Raw genomic sequence first — 15,302 nt, 5'->3', positions numbered from 1 at the left:
TGTATGCTGATAACAAAATCAACTTTTGAACGCGAGCTCATAGTGGTTGGAGAGTTCGCTTTTTTATGGGGAAATGACCTTGCTTGATGAAGCCTATTTTCTTGAATGAAATGGATCTAGGAGTTAAGATTATCTGATAAGACCATATTAGTAATGACTACACTTTTCGCTAAGCACATTGGAGGCTAATAATACATGACAAATTGGACTGAACTAGATCAAAATGTTAGAACATGGATACATGAAGCCGGTGAGAGGATTCGTCAGTCATTTAAAACCGAACTGAACATTAAAACGAAATCGAACCGAAATGACTTGGTCACCGATATGGACGAAGCGACTGAGCGATACTTTACTGAAAACATACGAACCAATTATCCCGACCATCAAATCTTGGGTGAAGAAGGATATGGGGATGATTTTAAAGAGTTATCTGGAATAACATGGATCATCGACCCAATCGATGGCACGATGAATTTTGTCCATCAGCAGAGAAACTTTGCCATTTCTATCGGGATTTATGATGGAGATGAGGGGAAGTTAGGATACATATATGACGTAGTGCATGACGAGCTTTACTTTGCGAGTAAAGGCAGGGGTGTCTATATGAATGATGTGAAGCTTCCGAAGCTTGACCCCGTTCCTGTCGAAGATGCAATTGTCGCATTGAATGCACTATGGGTAACAAATAACAAGCGTATTGATTCTTCCATTCTGGCTCCACTCGTCCAAGATGTAAGAGGGACGAGGTCTTATGGTTCAGCTGCCATGGAGCTTGCTTACGTGGCTTCAGGGAGGCTTGACGCATATCTGACAATGCGACTGGCCCCGTGGGATTTCGCTGCCGGAAAGATTATGATCGAAGAGCTTGGTGGAGTGGTGACGGACCTTGATGGAAACCCCTTGAATCCATTAAACAAAAGCTCTGTCTTTGTCGGGAAGCCTGGCCTGCATGAAACCATTCTGACTGACTATCTTCATAGAAATAAGTAAATGAAAAAGGAGCGGGGCCGATGAATGGCCCCCGCTCCTTTTTTGCGTACTACAATCTTCCTTCTTCTCTGTATTTTTTCTTTGTTTTAAAACCGAACCCCATCACAATGAATAAACAGATGATACTTACAGCTGCAAGCAATATACTTTGTAAACTGATTGAAATGGCAATGCCCATCAGTGATACGGCCGCTAATATCGAAAAAAGGACAAAGATCCATTTAATGTTTGCCATCTTGTAACCCCCAATATTGATAAACGATGATTCTTTACGTAACAGATTGTAACGGCAGCTTCGTGTGCTGCTCTTATTAAATTTTACCTATCAATTCAATAAATCGCAATGGGTTTCGGAGACAAAAAAGCAGAAGATTCGAGTCAATAAGGAAACTTTCAGCAAGAATGAAGGGTGGATATGAAATAATTATTAGGGCTTTTGTCAATGCTGTGATATAATGGTCTAGTTGAACTGAAAAATATTATCTTTACACTATAAAGAAATCCAATATTCAGGAGTGGAAATATGAAATTAAGAAATGACCTTAGAAATATTGCTATTATTGCTCACGTTGACCATGGGAAAACGACATTAGTTGATGAGCTTTTAAAGCAATCTGGAATCTTCCGCGAAAACGAAACTGTTTCGGAACGTGCGATGGATTCAAATGATTTAGAAAGAGAACGCGGTATTACAATCCTTGCGAAAAATACGGCGATTCAATATAAAGATTCCCGAATCAATATCCTTGATACCCCGGGGCATGCTGACTTCGGTGGGGAAGTAGAACGTATCATGAAAATGGTAGATGGTGTTTTACTTGTAGTGGATGCGTATGAAGGTTGTATGCCACAGACTCGTTTCGTTCTTAAGAAAGCACTTGAACAAAACCTTACACCCATCGTGGTTGTAAACAAAATCGACAAACCTTCAGCTCGTCCTGAAGAAGTAATCGATGAAGTACTGGAGTTATTCATTGAGCTGGATGCAAATGATGAGCAGCTTGAATTCCCGGTTGTTTATGCTTCTGCAATCAATGGTACAGCAAGTACAGATCCGGATCCTGAGAAACAGGATGAAAACATGCAGTGTTTATATGATTCCATCATTGAGAACATTCCTGCACCTGTCGACAACTCTGAAGATCCCCTTCAATTCCAAGTTGCACTGCTTGATTACAATGATTACGTAGGGCGTATCGGAATCGGTCGTGTGTTCAGAGGAACGATGAAAGTTGGTCAACAGGTAGCGCTTATGAAGCTTGACGGCTCTGTTAAACAATTCCGTGTAACAAAGATCTTTGGTTTCTTCGGATTAAAGCGTGAAGAAATTCAGGAAGCAAAAGCGGGTGATTTAATCGCTGTTTCCGGAATGGAAGATATCAACGTCGGTGAAACGGTTTGTCCGGTTGAACATCAGGATCAACTTCCGGTTCTTCGCATTGACGAGCCTACACTACAGATGACTTTCCTTGTGAACAACAGTCCATTTGCCGGTAGAGAAGGTAAATTTGTTACGTCAAGAAAGATTGAAGAGCGTTTAATGGCTCAGCTGCAAACCGATGTAAGTTTGCGTGTTGAACCAACGGATTCACCTGATGCATGGACAGTTTCCGGCCGTGGAGAGCTTCATCTTTCCATCCTGATCGAAAACATGCGTCGTGAAGGATACGAGTTACAAGTATCGAAGCCGCAGGTTATCATCAAAGAAGTCGATGGTGTGAAAAGTGAGCCTGTAGAACGTGTTCAAATTGATATCCCTGAAGAGTATATGGGAGGCGTAATCGAATCACTTGGTCAACGTAAAGGCGAAATGCTTGACATGGTAAATAACGGTAACGGACAGGTCCGTTTAATGTTTATGGTACCTGCGCGTGGACTAATCGGTTATTCTACGGAGTTTATGACTCTTACTCGTGGATATGGTATCATCAACCACACATTCGAAGGCTATCAACCACTGCAGAAAGGCCGCGTAGGCGGACGTCGTCAAGGTGTGCTTGTTTCCATGGAGACTGGTAAAGCGTCCCAATACGGTATCATGCAGGTGGAAGACCGCGGTATCATCTTCGTTGAATCCGGCACAGAAATTTATGGTGGAATGATCGTTGGAGAACATACAAGAGAAAATGATATTACTGTTAATATCACGAAGCTGAAACAGGCGACTAACGTACGTTCTGCCAATAAGGATCAAACTGTTACGATCAAAAAGGCAAGAATCATGACATTGGAAGAGTCATTGGAATATTTAAATGACGATGAATATTGTGAAGTAACACCTGAATCGATCCGTCTTCGTAAAAAAATTCTTGATAAGAATGAACGTGAAAGAGCAGAAAAGAAAAATAAGGTTACTCAATAAACTAAGTGAAGGGGGAGTAGGAAATGGATGTAACAGAACGTTTGTCCTTTTTCGCATCCCTTTACCGGGTTGACCAGAACGCGGAAATGGGTATGTGGTTGCTTTATATAACCATAGTTGGGCTCTCGATCTTAGTTTATAAGCTCGGTTTTGCGAAAAAGCTGCCAGTCATGAAATCGATTCTGATTTATACCTTTCTCATCCTCGGTTGTACAGTGCTGACGTTTCTCGGCATCTTTCTTCCGGTTGCTGAAGGGTTGGTCGTTGCGGCTTTAATCTTGGTAATTTATAAGATCCGCCTGACGAATGAAAAGAAAAAAGGCACGTTTTAAGCACGAAAAAGCTGTAGTCCATATTCAAAGGACTACAGCTTTTTTTTATTTTGGATTTGCCTTCGCAAAAAAATGATATAGTGGCGGAAGGCTTAGTCCATATAGAAGATGTCCAATTGCCCAAAAGGTGAGGGCCGTACCATCGAAGAAGCCGGGTACATCCTGTACAGCCAGATAAGAAAGGGGGAAGAATAGAAAGACAGTGGGGAAAGTCAGCAGCAGGGAGAGAAGCCATGCTCCCCTCTCAGATACATTCAGCTTTTCAATCAGATACACAAATAACAAACCGATCACGCATGAAATAAGTAAATGGAAAGAGAACTCCAGCCATTCAGGCAATGTGGATGCGAACAGCGGGATGAAGTCAACATTCAATAACAATACATATACTTTGATGCCGGTCACTCCCTGTATCCACTTGAGGAATATACCTAATATTGTGCCTGAGATAATTCCAATGGCCAAACCTATTTGTTTAAAAGTCATCTTCGACTTGGGGAGAACGATAAAAACGGAAATTCCCCGTCGACACACGTTCTTCTGTCTTCTCTTTAATGCGATCATGACATTTTTCACACATATACGTGTGGATGGGTCTGTTACGCAGCTTTTTCGCCTGAAGGGAATAATCATCAATATTTTCAATTACTTCGCATAAAGCACATTTTACTCTCATTTCGCACACCTCTACTTGTTCTAATCATAACTCTGGTCATATTAGTATATCATGTAGTGAGGTGGAACGCTTTATTTAACATTCTATTATCTTTATCAATGGAGTTTGGTATAGTAGAATCAAGATAATAACATTTGAATAAAGAAGTAGAGACAAAACGTCACCAGGGGGGATTGTATGGCTAATCAAGTAGAATCCAGCTTAATTCCTGCATTGTTTGAGGAACTGCAATCAGAGCGATTCGTTACACTTGCTACCGTGGATCATGAAACGCATGGTCCCAATGTCAGTGCAATATCGTGGATCTTTGCCAAAGACGAACATACGCTAATGTTTGCCGTGGATCAACGCTCAAGAATCGTCGAGAATATTAAGGGGAATCCGCTGGTTGTGGTGAACTTAATTGCAAATGAATCAACGTATTCGATTTGCGGGAAGGCTTCAGAATACCATGAGAAGCTTTCTGGAGTACCTTTGAAGCTGACCCTTATTCAACTTTCCATTAATGAAGTAAGAGATGTCATGTTCTATGGATCGAAAATTTCCACAGAGCCCGTTTATGAGAAGACTTATGACAAAACGGCTGCAGACCGCTTGGACCGTCAAGTAATAGAAGCCATGAAAAAAGCTTAGCATCCTAAGCTTTTTCATGGTTTTTTCTCATTTTGAATAAGGCTATACAATCAATCGATTTTATCGTACGTTTGATCTTCTTGTTTTTTTCTAAGCTGTTTTTCTTTTGCGTTATTCATTTTTTTCTTAGGTTCGTTCGGGGCATTTTCGGGATTGGTCTGTTTTAAAGACTTAGGGATTTCAGGCATCAATCTACCCGATATGTCAGACAATTCATTCATGATGCCCTGAACCGGTTCGCCTCTTTGGATGTCTTTACTGATTTCCTTCAATCGGGCATACAGGTCCGGATCAGCAATGACCATTGCCTCTGCACCGTATGGGTCATTTTGAAGTGCTTCTGCAACAGAATATTTTATAGAACCGACTTGGGAACGCTCGATATCGGAATCGATATCGATTCCGACAAATGCGTATTTACCAATGACTACAGCCGTTGCATCTTTTACATCCGGTACACTTGTGGTCAGGTCGACCAGATGCTTTGAAATTTGTTGTCCTGTCTTGCGTTGGACCTGTTGAATATTACTATCCTGGACAGTGATTGGCTTATTATTTTTTCTGTTTGCATCATTGTTATACCCGACCTCATTTTTGGTGGCGCAAGCTCCAAGGATGATGGTAACCATAAAGAGAGAGATGAGCTTAAACATGTGAATACCTCCCGATTTAGAATCAATATCTTTTCTTATTGTGTAATTTTCTTCTATCTTTATACGTTTATTCATATATTTTAAGAAACGGGCCGTCCTATTTGAGTAGCTGGGAATAACCGGAACATCATAGGCTACATACAATAGTAATAAGAAATCAGGAGCAGGAGGCATCGATTTGAATAAAATTTATGTATTAGATACCAATGTCTTATTACAAGATCCACAAGCCATCTTTTCTTTCCAGGATAATGAGGTGGTTATACCTGCAGTCGTTTTAGAAGAAGTGGACTCCAAAAAGCGTTATATGGATGAAATCGGAAGAAACGCAAGACATGTATCGAAACTGATAGATAATTTACGGCAAGAAGGAAAGCTCCATGAAAAAATTCCACTTTATACAGGTGGTTCTTTACGGATTGAACTAAATCACCGCTCCTTTCAGCAGCTTCAAGATATATTTGTCGAGAAAACAAACGATAATCGGATCATCGCCGTAGCTAAAAATCTTTCACTCGAGGAAGAAGCTAAAAAGGATGGGAAATCGGTTATCCTTGTCAGTAAAGATACCCTGGTCAGGGTCAAGGCAGATGCTTTGGGTTTGCAAGCTGAGGACTTCCTGAGTGACAGGGTCATCGAAGTGAATGATATTTATACCGGATTTATCGAATTATATACGGAGAGAGAATTTCTCAATACATTTTATGATAAAGGGGAACTGACCCTTACGGATATAACGAAACAACGATTTTATTCCCATCAATTCCTCATTATGAAAGATGCACTGGGAAGTTCTGCATCTGCGCTGGGAATGGTGGATTCAACCGGTCTCAAGGTGAAGAAACTGGTCTATGACCAAGAACATATGTGGGGAATTAAAGCGAGGAATGTACAGCAAACGATGGCAACGGAGTTACTATTGCGGGATGATATTTCCTTAGTGACCATGATAGGGAAAGCCGGGACCGGTAAAACGCTCTTAGCACTGGCTGCCGGACTTTTACAGACGGAAGACTTTAATAAATTCAATAAATTACTCGTTGCCCGCCCAATTGTTCCGGTTGGCAAAGATATTGGCTATCTTCCAGGTGAAAAGCAAGAAAAGCTGAGACCTTGGATGCAGCCAATTTATGACAACCTCGAATACCTGTTCAATACAAAAAAGCCGGGTGAACTGGATGATATCCTTGCCGGGATGGGATCCATCGAGGTGGAAGCATTGACGTATATACGAGGAAGAAGCATTCCTGATCAATATATCATCATAGATGAAGCTCAGAACCTGACGAAGCATGAGGTAAAAACAATTCTGACACGTGTTGGGGAGCGGAGTAAAATTGTCTTGATGGGAGATCCGGCTCAAATCGATCACCCATATCTTGATGAATATAATAATGGGCTGACATATGTAGTCGAGAAATTCAAAGATCAAAAATTAGCCGGGCATGTGAAGCTTATGAAGGGTGAAAGATCGGGATTAGCACAGCTTGCTGCGGATATATTGTAAGCATCTAAAATCACACAATTATAATGTATGAAAAAACCGGTTCAGATGTTACTGAACCGGTTTTTTCGTGCGTTATGATTATTCCACTCGAAATGCCTTGACATCGGTAATCGGCTTGTCCCTGTTCGAACCATCCATAAAATAAACGTGAACGGGTCCGTCTTCCCTGAGTGGCTTGCCTTCTTTAGAAAATCCGATCAACAGTTGATCAGCCTGGTTTAAATCCAGACAGTGATCCCCGGTTTCGGTTTCAATCACGATGGACACCCCTTCAGGAAGTGGTTCTGCATTTTTTAAAAAAGGTGCAAAAGGGATGGCGAATGTCCCGTTAAGAATCTTTTCTTTCTCATATCTCTTCTCTGTTTTCAAAGTTGGCGGATAGGTTGCACCTTCTTGAATCTCCCTGGACCAGTGCTTTGAAACGGCCTTTGTATATTCTTCCAACTCATCTGCTTTTTCTGTTGTATCGTCAAAATATGTAGTTAAATCCACTTTACGATCATCAAATATCCAAACTCCCGCATCCAATGTAATTGGAAATTTCACTTTCCCTTTTATCGGTATGATACTTTCCACTTCTGACTCCTCCTCTCGCTGATAGTATCAGTATATATGTTAAGAGAAGGTTTGTCACATTCTGATGAAAGCATTTTCAGCGTTTTCAATGAATGAAAATAGGGAAATGATAAGTAGGACAAAAGGAGCTGTTGGATATATGGTAAACACTCAGGAATGGTTGGAAGGATTAGTTGAAAAGGCGAGACCCTTCGCATCTGAAGGAAAAGTTGCAGAGTACATACCCGCACTTAAGGATCAAAATCCCCATGATCTGGCAATCAGCATTTACACATTGGATAATAACTCCTGTTATGCCGGGGATCATTTAAAGAAATTCACACTTCAAAGCATTTCAAAGGTTATCACCCTTGCACTCGTGCTAATGGACTATGGGGAAGAGTACGTTTTTTCCAAGGTTGGAATGGAACCTACAGGAGATCCATTCAACTCCATAGCGAAGCTCGAAACCCACAAGCCGTCAAAGCCCCTTAATCCCATGATCAATGCAGGGGCACTGGCTGTAACAAATATGATCAAGGGCAACACAGGTATGGAGAAATGGCAACGCTTAATCGAATTCATAAATCATATGACGGGTGAAACGGTCTCATATAATGAAGATGTTGCATATTCAGAATTGCAAACGGCCAATCTGAACCGATCCCTTTGCTATTTCATGAAGCAGCATGGAGTGATCACGGGAAATGTCGAAGATCTACTCGTCCTTTACACGAAGCAATGTGCAGTGGAGATGAACTGTGTGGACCTTGCAAAGATGGGAGCGGTATTCGCCAATGATGGAATCGATCCGGAGAGCGGCCGCCAATTGATTACGAGGGATGTGGCAAGAGTATGTAAAACATTCATGGTGACATGCGGGATGTATAATACCTCCGGGGAGTTTGCCATTAAGGTGGGGATTCCCGCGAAAAGTGGCGTATCCGGCGGCATCATGGGCTCGGTTCCCGGTAAATGCGGAATAGGGATCTTCGGTCCGGCACTCGATGATGTAGGAAATAGCATCGCCGGGCTGAAGCTTCTCGAAATGCTCAGTGATGAACACTCATGGAGTATATTTTGACCTGTAAAAATGGTTCATACCGTAAATAAAAGAGGGCGCATTACGCGATGGGAACGCCCCTATTTCCCATTTGAAAATTGTTCGAAATTCTGTCATTGAATCCCGAGGAAAACACTTATTTTTCTTGCAATTTATGCGATTTAACGATAAAATTTTAAGACAGGAAGGTTATTTGTTCGGAATGGGGGGATCACTGTGGCGTCAGAAATGACAATCAATCATCGGGAAAAAGCCTATGAACTATTAAAGGCCGACGCAGAAAAGATATTACAACTTATTAAAGTGCAAATGGATAATTTAACGATGCCCCAATGTCCTCTATATGAGGAAGTATTGGATACCCAAATGTTCGGATTATCTCGTGAAATAGAATTTGCGGTCCGCTTAGGGCTTGTAGATGATCAAGATGGAAAAGATCTGATTGATTCTTTGGAAAGACAACTTTCTGCCCTTCATGAAGCATCTACAAAAAAGTAAAATAGTCATGACAACTCAAACAATACATAGATCTGTTGTTTGAGTTTTTTTGTTAAGGAATGAATGATCTTAAAAGATGAAAATGATATAAGAGAAAAAGGATTGAAATGTCATGATTAAAAAAATAGCAAAATCCTACGATTATTCGTTAATCGCTGTGTATGTATTCCTTTGTTTATTTGGCCTTGTCATGATTTATAGTGCCAGTATGGTCATGGCGGTAGAACGGTTTGGCTGGGACAGCGACCATTTCTACAAAAAGCAGATGGTTAACATTATTATAGGATTCAGTGTTTTCACCATCGCTGCCTGGTTTCCTTACAAAGCTTTTCAGTTTGGGAAGATTATTAAAAGTTTAATGATCGTGATTATAGGGTTATTATTGGCAGTCCATCTTTTTGGATATGAGGTGAATAATGCGAAAAGCTGGATTAATTTAGGGTTTATGCCCATACAACCTTCAGAATTCGCAAAACTGGCTGTCATCATTTACCTTGGCTCTGTTTACTCCAAGAAGCAGGCATACATAGACAATCTTAATAAGGGACTGGCACCACCTCTTGTATTTTTAGTGTTCATTTGCTTTTTGGTGTTTTTGGAGCCGGACTTTGGTACCGCAGCTATTATTTTCGCGATTGGTTCCATTGTTATTATGTGCTCAGGTATCAATTACAAAACTTTCTTCAAATTAGCGGGCATTGCAACGGGTGGCTTGGTAATATTAGCACCGATCATCTATCTGGCACGGGATTTTATCTTCACCAAAGAGAGATTAAGCCGGATCGATGCCTATCTATCTCCTTTTAATGACGCTCAAGGAGAGGGATATCAACTGGTTAATTCCTATCTTGCTATCGGTGGCGGAGGAGTGAAAGGACTTGGATTGGGACAAAGTGTTCAGAAGCTGGGCTATTTGCCAGAACCCCAGACTGACTTTATCATTGCGATTATTGCTGAAGAGTTAGGGGTCATCGGAGTGAGCTTGGTCATCCTTGGCCTTGCTTATATTGTACTCAGGGGGATCTATACCGGGGTGAAATGCCAGGATCCTTTCGGCACTATGCTTGCGATAGGAATCTCCAGCATGATTGGGATCCAGGCATTTATCAATCTGGGTGGTGCTTCGGGATTACTCCCGATCACAGGGGTTCCGCTCCCTTTCATCAGTTACGGTGGGTCGTCCCTGTTGGTGCTATCTTTGTCGATGGGTGTCCTCGTAAATGTGTCGATGTTTGTAAAATATGAAGAAAAATATAAAACAAAGAAGGAAAATGACTATCCTTTGGAGAATAAGGATAATAGCAAAAAAATATATGGTGTAAAAATGTAGGTCACTTTGATAGAGTATCTAAAACTCTAAGTCTAGGGTCTGCCCCCTAAGATACTTCTTAATTATCTTCGGGGTCAGCCCTTTTTTAATAGACTTCAATAGGTAGAATTTCAATCATGAATAGCCAAAAGGAGAGAGTGTATTGAAACGAATTAAAAAAGTACTGGTAGCAAACCGCGGAGAAATTGCCATCCGTGTGTTCCGTGCATGTACGGAACTGAATATTAGGACCGTAGCAATCTATAGTAAAGAAGATTCAGGGTCATATCACCGTTATAAAGCAGATGAAGCCTACTTAATAGGTGAGGGGAAAAAACCTATTGATGCTTATCTGGATATAGAAGGGATCATCCGAATTGCAAAGACTGCAGATGTGGATGCCATCCACCCGGGATATGGCTTCCTGTCTGAAAATATCCATTTTGCCAGACGTTGTGAAGAAGAAGGAATCACCTTTGTTGGACCTCATTCTGAGCACTTGAATATGTTTGGTGACAAGGTTAAGGCGCGTCATCAGGCCCAACTTGCTAATATTCCGGTCATTCCGGGCACAGATGGTCCTGTAGATACACTGGAAGAAGTCATCAGCTTTGGAAAGGAAAATGGTTTCCCGATCATCATTAAAGCCTCATTGGGCGGCGGTGGACGCGGAATGCGTATCGTACGAAACCTTGAAAGCTTAAAAGAAGCCTATGAGCGGGCGAAATCAGAAGCCAAGGCAGCGTTTGGGAACGATGAAATTTATGTGGAGAAGTTTGTTGAAAATCCGAAGCATATTGAAGTCCAGATTCTTGGAGATCATGACGGAAATATCGTTCACTTATATGAGCGTGATTGTTCCATTCAGAGGCGTCATCAAAAGGTAGTGGAAATTGCGCCATCCGTTTCCTTGAGTGAACAACTGAGAGAAGATATCTGCGTCGCAGCCGTACGGTTAATGGATAATGTGAAGTACGTGAACGCCGGGACCGTTGAATTCCTGGTAGCGAATGATCAGTTCTACTTCATCGAAGTAAATCCACGTGTGCAAGTGGAACATACCATTACGGAAATGGTGACAGGAGTGGATATTGTACAATCACAATTGATGATTGCGGAAGGTTATGCCCTGCACAGCGACAAGCTTGGTATCCCTCTTCAGGATGACATCAGGACAAATGGATTTGCTATTCAATCCCGTGTGACAACGGAGGACCCGTTGAACAACTTTATGCCTGATACCGGGAAAATCATGGCGTACCGGTCAGGTGGGGGATTCGGGGTCCGTCTCGATGCAGGGAATGGATTCCAGGGTGCGGTCATTACACCTTATTACGATTCCCTTCTGGTGAAGCTTTCCACGTGGGCTCTTACATTCGAACAAGCTGCGTCCAAAATGGTCAGAAATCTTCAAGAATTTAGAATACGGGGGATCAAGACGAATATCCCGTTTTTGGAAAATGTCGTGAAACATGAAAATTTTATTACAGGGAAGTATGATACTTCGTTTATCGATACGACTCCTGAACTATTCATTTTTCCGAAAAGGAAAGACCGTGGAACGAAAATGCTTTCGTATATCGGAAACGTAACCGTTAATGGCTTCCCGGGAGTAGAGAAAAAGAAAAAACCTGTTTTCCAAAAACCCCGGGTACCGACCCTTGATGTAAAGAAAGAGTTTCAACCCGGAACTAAGCAAATCCTGGATCAGCACGGGGCGGACGGACTGGTGAATTGGGTCAGAGAACAGAATGCTGTACTCCTCACTGATACAACATTCCGTGACGCCCATCAATCATTACTGGCGACCCGTGTCAGAACCAATGATCTGAAGCAAATAGCGGAACCGACATCGAAGTTACTGCCGGATATGTTCTCATATGAAATGTGGGGAGGGGCAACATTCGATGTAGCTTACCGTTTTCTTAAGGAAGACCCATGGAATCGATTATTGACACTGAGAGAGCGTATCCCAAATGTATTATTCCAAATGCTCCTTAGAGCATCCAATGCGGTAGGGTATAAGAACTATCCTGATAATGTGATAAGGGAATTCGTCGAAAAGTCAGCGTTTGCCGGGATCGACGTCTTCAGGATCTTTGACAGCTTAAACTGGGTCAAAGGAATGGAAGTGGCGATCGATGCCGTGAGACAAAGCGGAAAAATCGCAGAAGCGGCCATTTGCTACACCGGTGATATAGATGACCCGACACGTACAAAATATAATATCGATTACTATAAGAATATGGCCAAAGAACTCGAAGCGAGTGGTGCACATATTCTGGCAATCAAAGATATGGCGGGACTGTTGAAGCCACAGTCAGCCTACCGCTTGATTTCCGAACTGAAAGACACAGTCAGCCTGCCTATTCACCTGCATACACACGATACGAGCGGGAACGGGATCTACACATACGCAAGAGCCGTCGAAGCCGGTGTCGACATTGTCGATACGGCCCTTAGCACCATGTCCGGCCTGACGTCCCAACCGAGTGCCAATACGTTGTATTATGCATTAAAGGGTACGGAAAGAGAACCGAATGTAAACATCGATTCCCTGGAAACCCTCTCCCACTATTGGGAAGATGTCCGGAAATATTATACAGATTTTGAGAGCGGGATGATGTCGCCGCATTCAGAAGTTTACAAACATGAGATGCCCGGTGGACAATACAGCAATCTGCAGCAGCAGGCAAAAGCAGTTGGGCTCGGCCACCGCTGGGAAGAAGTAAAAGACATGTATGCAAGGGTCAACCATCTCTTCGGGGACATAGTCAAGGTGACTCCTTCTTCTAAAGTCGTCGGAGACATGGCTTTGTTCATGGTTCAAAACGATTTGTCCGAAACAGACGTACTTGAAAAAGGTGAGAAAATCGATTTCCCTGATTCAGTGGTTGAATTATTTGAAGGGTCCCTGGGGCAGCCTCATGGAGGCTTTCCGAAGGAATTACAGAACGTGATTTTGAAAGGGCGCAATCCGCTGACCGTTCGACCTGGAGAACTGCTGGATGATGTGGACTTCTCAGCCCTGAAAGAAAAACTCTTTGAAGACCTCGAGCGTCCGGTCACGAGTTTTGATGCCCTTGGATATGCCCTATATCCGAAAGTATTCATGGAATACGCGCAAACTATGGATCAATTCGGAGATATCTCAGTCCTTGATACCCCTACATTCTTGTTTGGGATGAGACTGGGTGAAGAAATAGAAGTGGAAATCGAAACCGGGAAGACACTCATTGTGAAGCTTGTCTCGATTGGCCAGGCTCAGGCAGATGGTACGCGTATTGTTTACTTCGAACTTAATGGTCAGGCCCGTGAAGTGGTCATTAAGGACGAAAGTATTAAATCTACTGTGGCGGCCAAAATGAAGGCTGATGTGAAAAATGAAAATCATATCGGGGCTTCTATGCCTGGAACCGTTATAAGGGTCATCGCAGGAAAAGGAGAAGCGGTTGAAAAGGGTGATCATCTAATGATTACTGAAGCCATGAAGATGGAAACAACCGTTCAGGCACCTTTTGCAGGAGTAGTTAAAGATATCTATGTGCAAAACGGGGATGCCATCAGCCCGGGAGATTTATTGATCGAAGTGAATAAAGCATAATGAAAAAAGGATTCCGGTATATGAACCCGGAATCCTTTTTTCTATTGCTTTCGTTTACTTCTTGAAGCAAGAAGATTGAAATAACATAATAATCCAAACAGACAAGAAATAATCAAAGCATGCATTAAGGCAATCGAGAGATTCAGTCTTGTGAACACTACTAGTGCACCACTTATTACTTGAAGACAAACCAGGGTAAAAGCAATGACCCATCCCCAGTAGATCACTTTCTGATGCTTATGCTCTTTAACGGCAATGTACGTGATATAGGCAATCCATAAGAAAATGAAGCCAGCTGCTGCCCTGTGTCCCATTTGAATCCATTCGTAAAGGTTAGCGGGGAGGCTTGGGGAGGAGTTGACGCATAATGGCCAATCCTTGCACACCAGGCTGGACTCCGTATGCCTTACAAGAGCGCCGGTATAAACAACAAGATAACTATAAATCGTCACACCAACCGTATGAAATCGCATCCGTTTGTTGATGACCAATGAATTCGCATCAAATTTCTGGTCGACTTCAAAAATCAGCAGTGTTAATAATAATATGGAAGCAAAAGAAATAAGGGAAATTCCAAAGTGGATGGCCAGGACGAAATCGGATTGCCCCCATAATACAGCTGCAGCGCCGATTAGTCCCTGCAATACAAGAAAGAAGAAAGAAAGGGCTGCAAGGAATTTTGTTTCCCGTTTATAACCAATTGATCTCCATGACCAGATCGATAAAGCCAGAACCAATAATCCCACACCGCCTGATACAACACGGTGTGCTAATTCTATAACAAGCTCAAATGTAATATCACTTGGAATGAACTGTCCGTTACAAAGGGGCCAAGATCGCCCGCAGCCCATTCCGGATTCCGTTTTCGTCACCAGGGCTCCACCTAACAACACGAATAACATTCCCAGAGTGGTTAGAACAGCAAGCCACTTTAATCCTTTGTGAACACCTTTTTGCAATCTATTCACCTTCTTAATTAAGAGACTCTACACACTTTCTATAAATAAATATAGTAGAAAAATATATATGCCTCTACGATATTACATAATAGGTATGAAAAACTCAACCGATAAAATGTTACAGAATTATGAGCATTTATCTTGGAAGAATAGAGAAT

At 42.1% G+C, this 15,302-nt stretch carries 15 protein-coding genes; 9 read left to right on the top strand and 6 right to left on the bottom strand.

Annotated elements, in window-relative coordinates:
* Nucleotides 1-195 precede the first annotated feature (195 nt).
* Entirely contained in the window at nucleotides 196-993 is a 798-nt protein-coding gene (locus tag AM506_RS01160) for an inositol monophosphatase family protein (protein ID WP_060669982.1), read from the top strand.
* A gap of 49 nt (nucleotides 994-1,042) precedes the next feature.
* Here AM506_RS01160 and AM506_RS01155 read toward each other — a convergent pair whose 3' ends face one another.
* Nucleotides 1,043-1,228, bottom strand: a complete 186-nt coding sequence (locus AM506_RS01155; protein WP_060669980.1) for a YlaF family protein — start codon at nucleotides 1,226-1,228, stop codon at nucleotides 1,043-1,045.
* A gap of 288 nt (nucleotides 1,229-1,516) precedes the next feature.
* Here AM506_RS01155 and typA point away from each other — a divergent pair, with 288 nt between their 5' ends.
* Together typA and AM506_RS01145 are read left to right on the top strand one after the other, a co-directional pair.
* Complete coding sequence (gene typA, locus AM506_RS01150; protein ID WP_060669978.1) at nucleotides 1,517-3,355, top strand: translational GTPase TypA; 1,839 nt, start codon at nucleotides 1,517-1,519, stop codon at nucleotides 3,353-3,355.
* Nucleotides 3,356-3,378: 23 nt separating this feature from the next.
* Entirely contained in the window at nucleotides 3,379-3,687 is a 309-nt protein-coding gene (locus tag AM506_RS01145) for a YlaH-like family protein (protein WP_034755992.1), read from the top strand.
* Between the two features lie 45 nt (nucleotides 3,688-3,732).
* On the opposite strand, the gene AM506_RS01140 is transcribed toward AM506_RS01145, so the two are convergent.
* The gene (locus AM506_RS01140; RefSeq protein ID WP_235576013.1) at nucleotides 3,733-4,092 is read right to left on the bottom strand and encodes a hypothetical protein; all 360 of its coding nucleotides are present in this window, start codon (nucleotides 4,090-4,092) and stop codon (nucleotides 3,733-3,735) included.
* Between the two features lie 70 nt (nucleotides 4,093-4,162).
* A complete protein-coding gene (locus AM506_RS01135; protein ID WP_060669973.1) occupies nucleotides 4,163-4,363 on the bottom strand; it encodes a YlaI family protein in 201 nt (66 codons plus the stop codon).
* 177 nt (nucleotides 4,364-4,540) lie between these two features.
* Between AM506_RS01135 and AM506_RS01130 the strand changes: the two genes are divergently transcribed.
* On the top strand, nucleotides 4,541-4,996 hold the full coding sequence (locus AM506_RS01130) for a pyridoxamine 5'-phosphate oxidase family protein (protein ID WP_060669971.1): 456 nt from the start codon (nucleotides 4,541-4,543) through the stop codon (nucleotides 4,994-4,996).
* Nucleotides 4,997-5,046: 50 nt separating this feature from the next.
* Here AM506_RS01130 and AM506_RS01125 read toward each other — a convergent pair whose 3' ends face one another.
* A complete protein-coding gene (locus AM506_RS01125) occupies nucleotides 5,047-5,649 on the bottom strand; it encodes a YhcN/YlaJ family sporulation lipoprotein (RefSeq protein ID WP_060669969.1) in 603 nt (200 codons plus the stop codon).
* A 178-nt stretch (nucleotides 5,650-5,827) separates the two neighbouring features.
* On the opposite strand from AM506_RS01125, the gene AM506_RS01120 reads away from it, so the two are divergent.
* On the top strand, nucleotides 5,828-7,156 hold the full coding sequence (locus AM506_RS01120; RefSeq protein WP_060669967.1) for a PhoH family protein: 1,329 nt from the start codon (nucleotides 5,828-5,830) through the stop codon (nucleotides 7,154-7,156).
* Nucleotides 7,157-7,234: 78 nt separating this feature from the next.
* On the opposite strand, the gene AM506_RS01115 is transcribed toward AM506_RS01120, so the two are convergent.
* Nucleotides 7,235-7,732 (bottom strand): hypothetical protein, encoded by a 498-nt coding sequence (locus AM506_RS01115; protein ID WP_060669966.1) that lies wholly within the window; start codon nucleotides 7,730-7,732, stop codon nucleotides 7,235-7,237.
* A 139-nt stretch (nucleotides 7,733-7,871) separates the two neighbouring features.
* Between AM506_RS01115 and glsA the strand changes: the two genes are divergently transcribed.
* The 4 genes from glsA (at nucleotide 7,872) to pyc (ending at nucleotide 14,185) form a co-directional block, all read left to right on the top strand.
* The gene (gene glsA / locus AM506_RS01110; protein ID WP_060670674.1) at nucleotides 7,872-8,795 is read left to right on the top strand and encodes a glutaminase A; all 924 of its coding nucleotides are present in this window, start codon (nucleotides 7,872-7,874) and stop codon (nucleotides 8,793-8,795) included.
* A 195-nt stretch (nucleotides 8,796-8,990) separates the two neighbouring features.
* Complete coding sequence (locus AM506_RS01105; RefSeq protein ID WP_034755973.1) at nucleotides 8,991-9,272, top strand: YlaN family protein; 282 nt, start codon at nucleotides 8,991-8,993, stop codon at nucleotides 9,270-9,272.
* A 112-nt stretch (nucleotides 9,273-9,384) separates the two neighbouring features.
* Nucleotides 9,385-10,602: a putative lipid II flippase FtsW gene (gene ftsW, locus AM506_RS01100; RefSeq protein WP_060669964.1), complete on the top strand. Its 1,218-nt coding sequence runs from the start codon at nucleotides 9,385-9,387 to the stop codon at nucleotides 10,600-10,602.
* Nucleotides 10,603-10,744: 142 nt separating this feature from the next.
* Nucleotides 10,745-14,185 carry a pyruvate carboxylase gene (gene pyc / locus AM506_RS01095; protein ID WP_060669962.1) on the top strand — a complete coding sequence of 1,147 codons (3,441 nt, stop codon included), beginning with the start codon at nucleotides 10,745-10,747 and terminating at the stop codon, nucleotides 14,183-14,185.
* 41 nt (nucleotides 14,186-14,226) lie between these two features.
* Here the strand turns inward: pyc and AM506_RS01090 are convergent, their stop codons facing one another.
* A complete protein-coding gene (locus AM506_RS01090) occupies nucleotides 14,227-15,144 on the bottom strand; it encodes a COX15/CtaA family protein (protein ID WP_268788363.1) in 918 nt (305 codons plus the stop codon).
* Nucleotides 15,145-15,302: the final 158 nt, after the last annotated feature.

Source organism: Rossellomorea vietnamensis, from assembly GCF_001305855.1.
GTDB lineage: Bacteria > Bacillota > Bacilli > Bacillales > Bacillaceae_B > Rossellomorea > Rossellomorea vietnamensis_A.
Note: the sequence above shows the minus strand (reverse complement) of the source record. Positions and strands in the feature narration are given on the sequence as shown.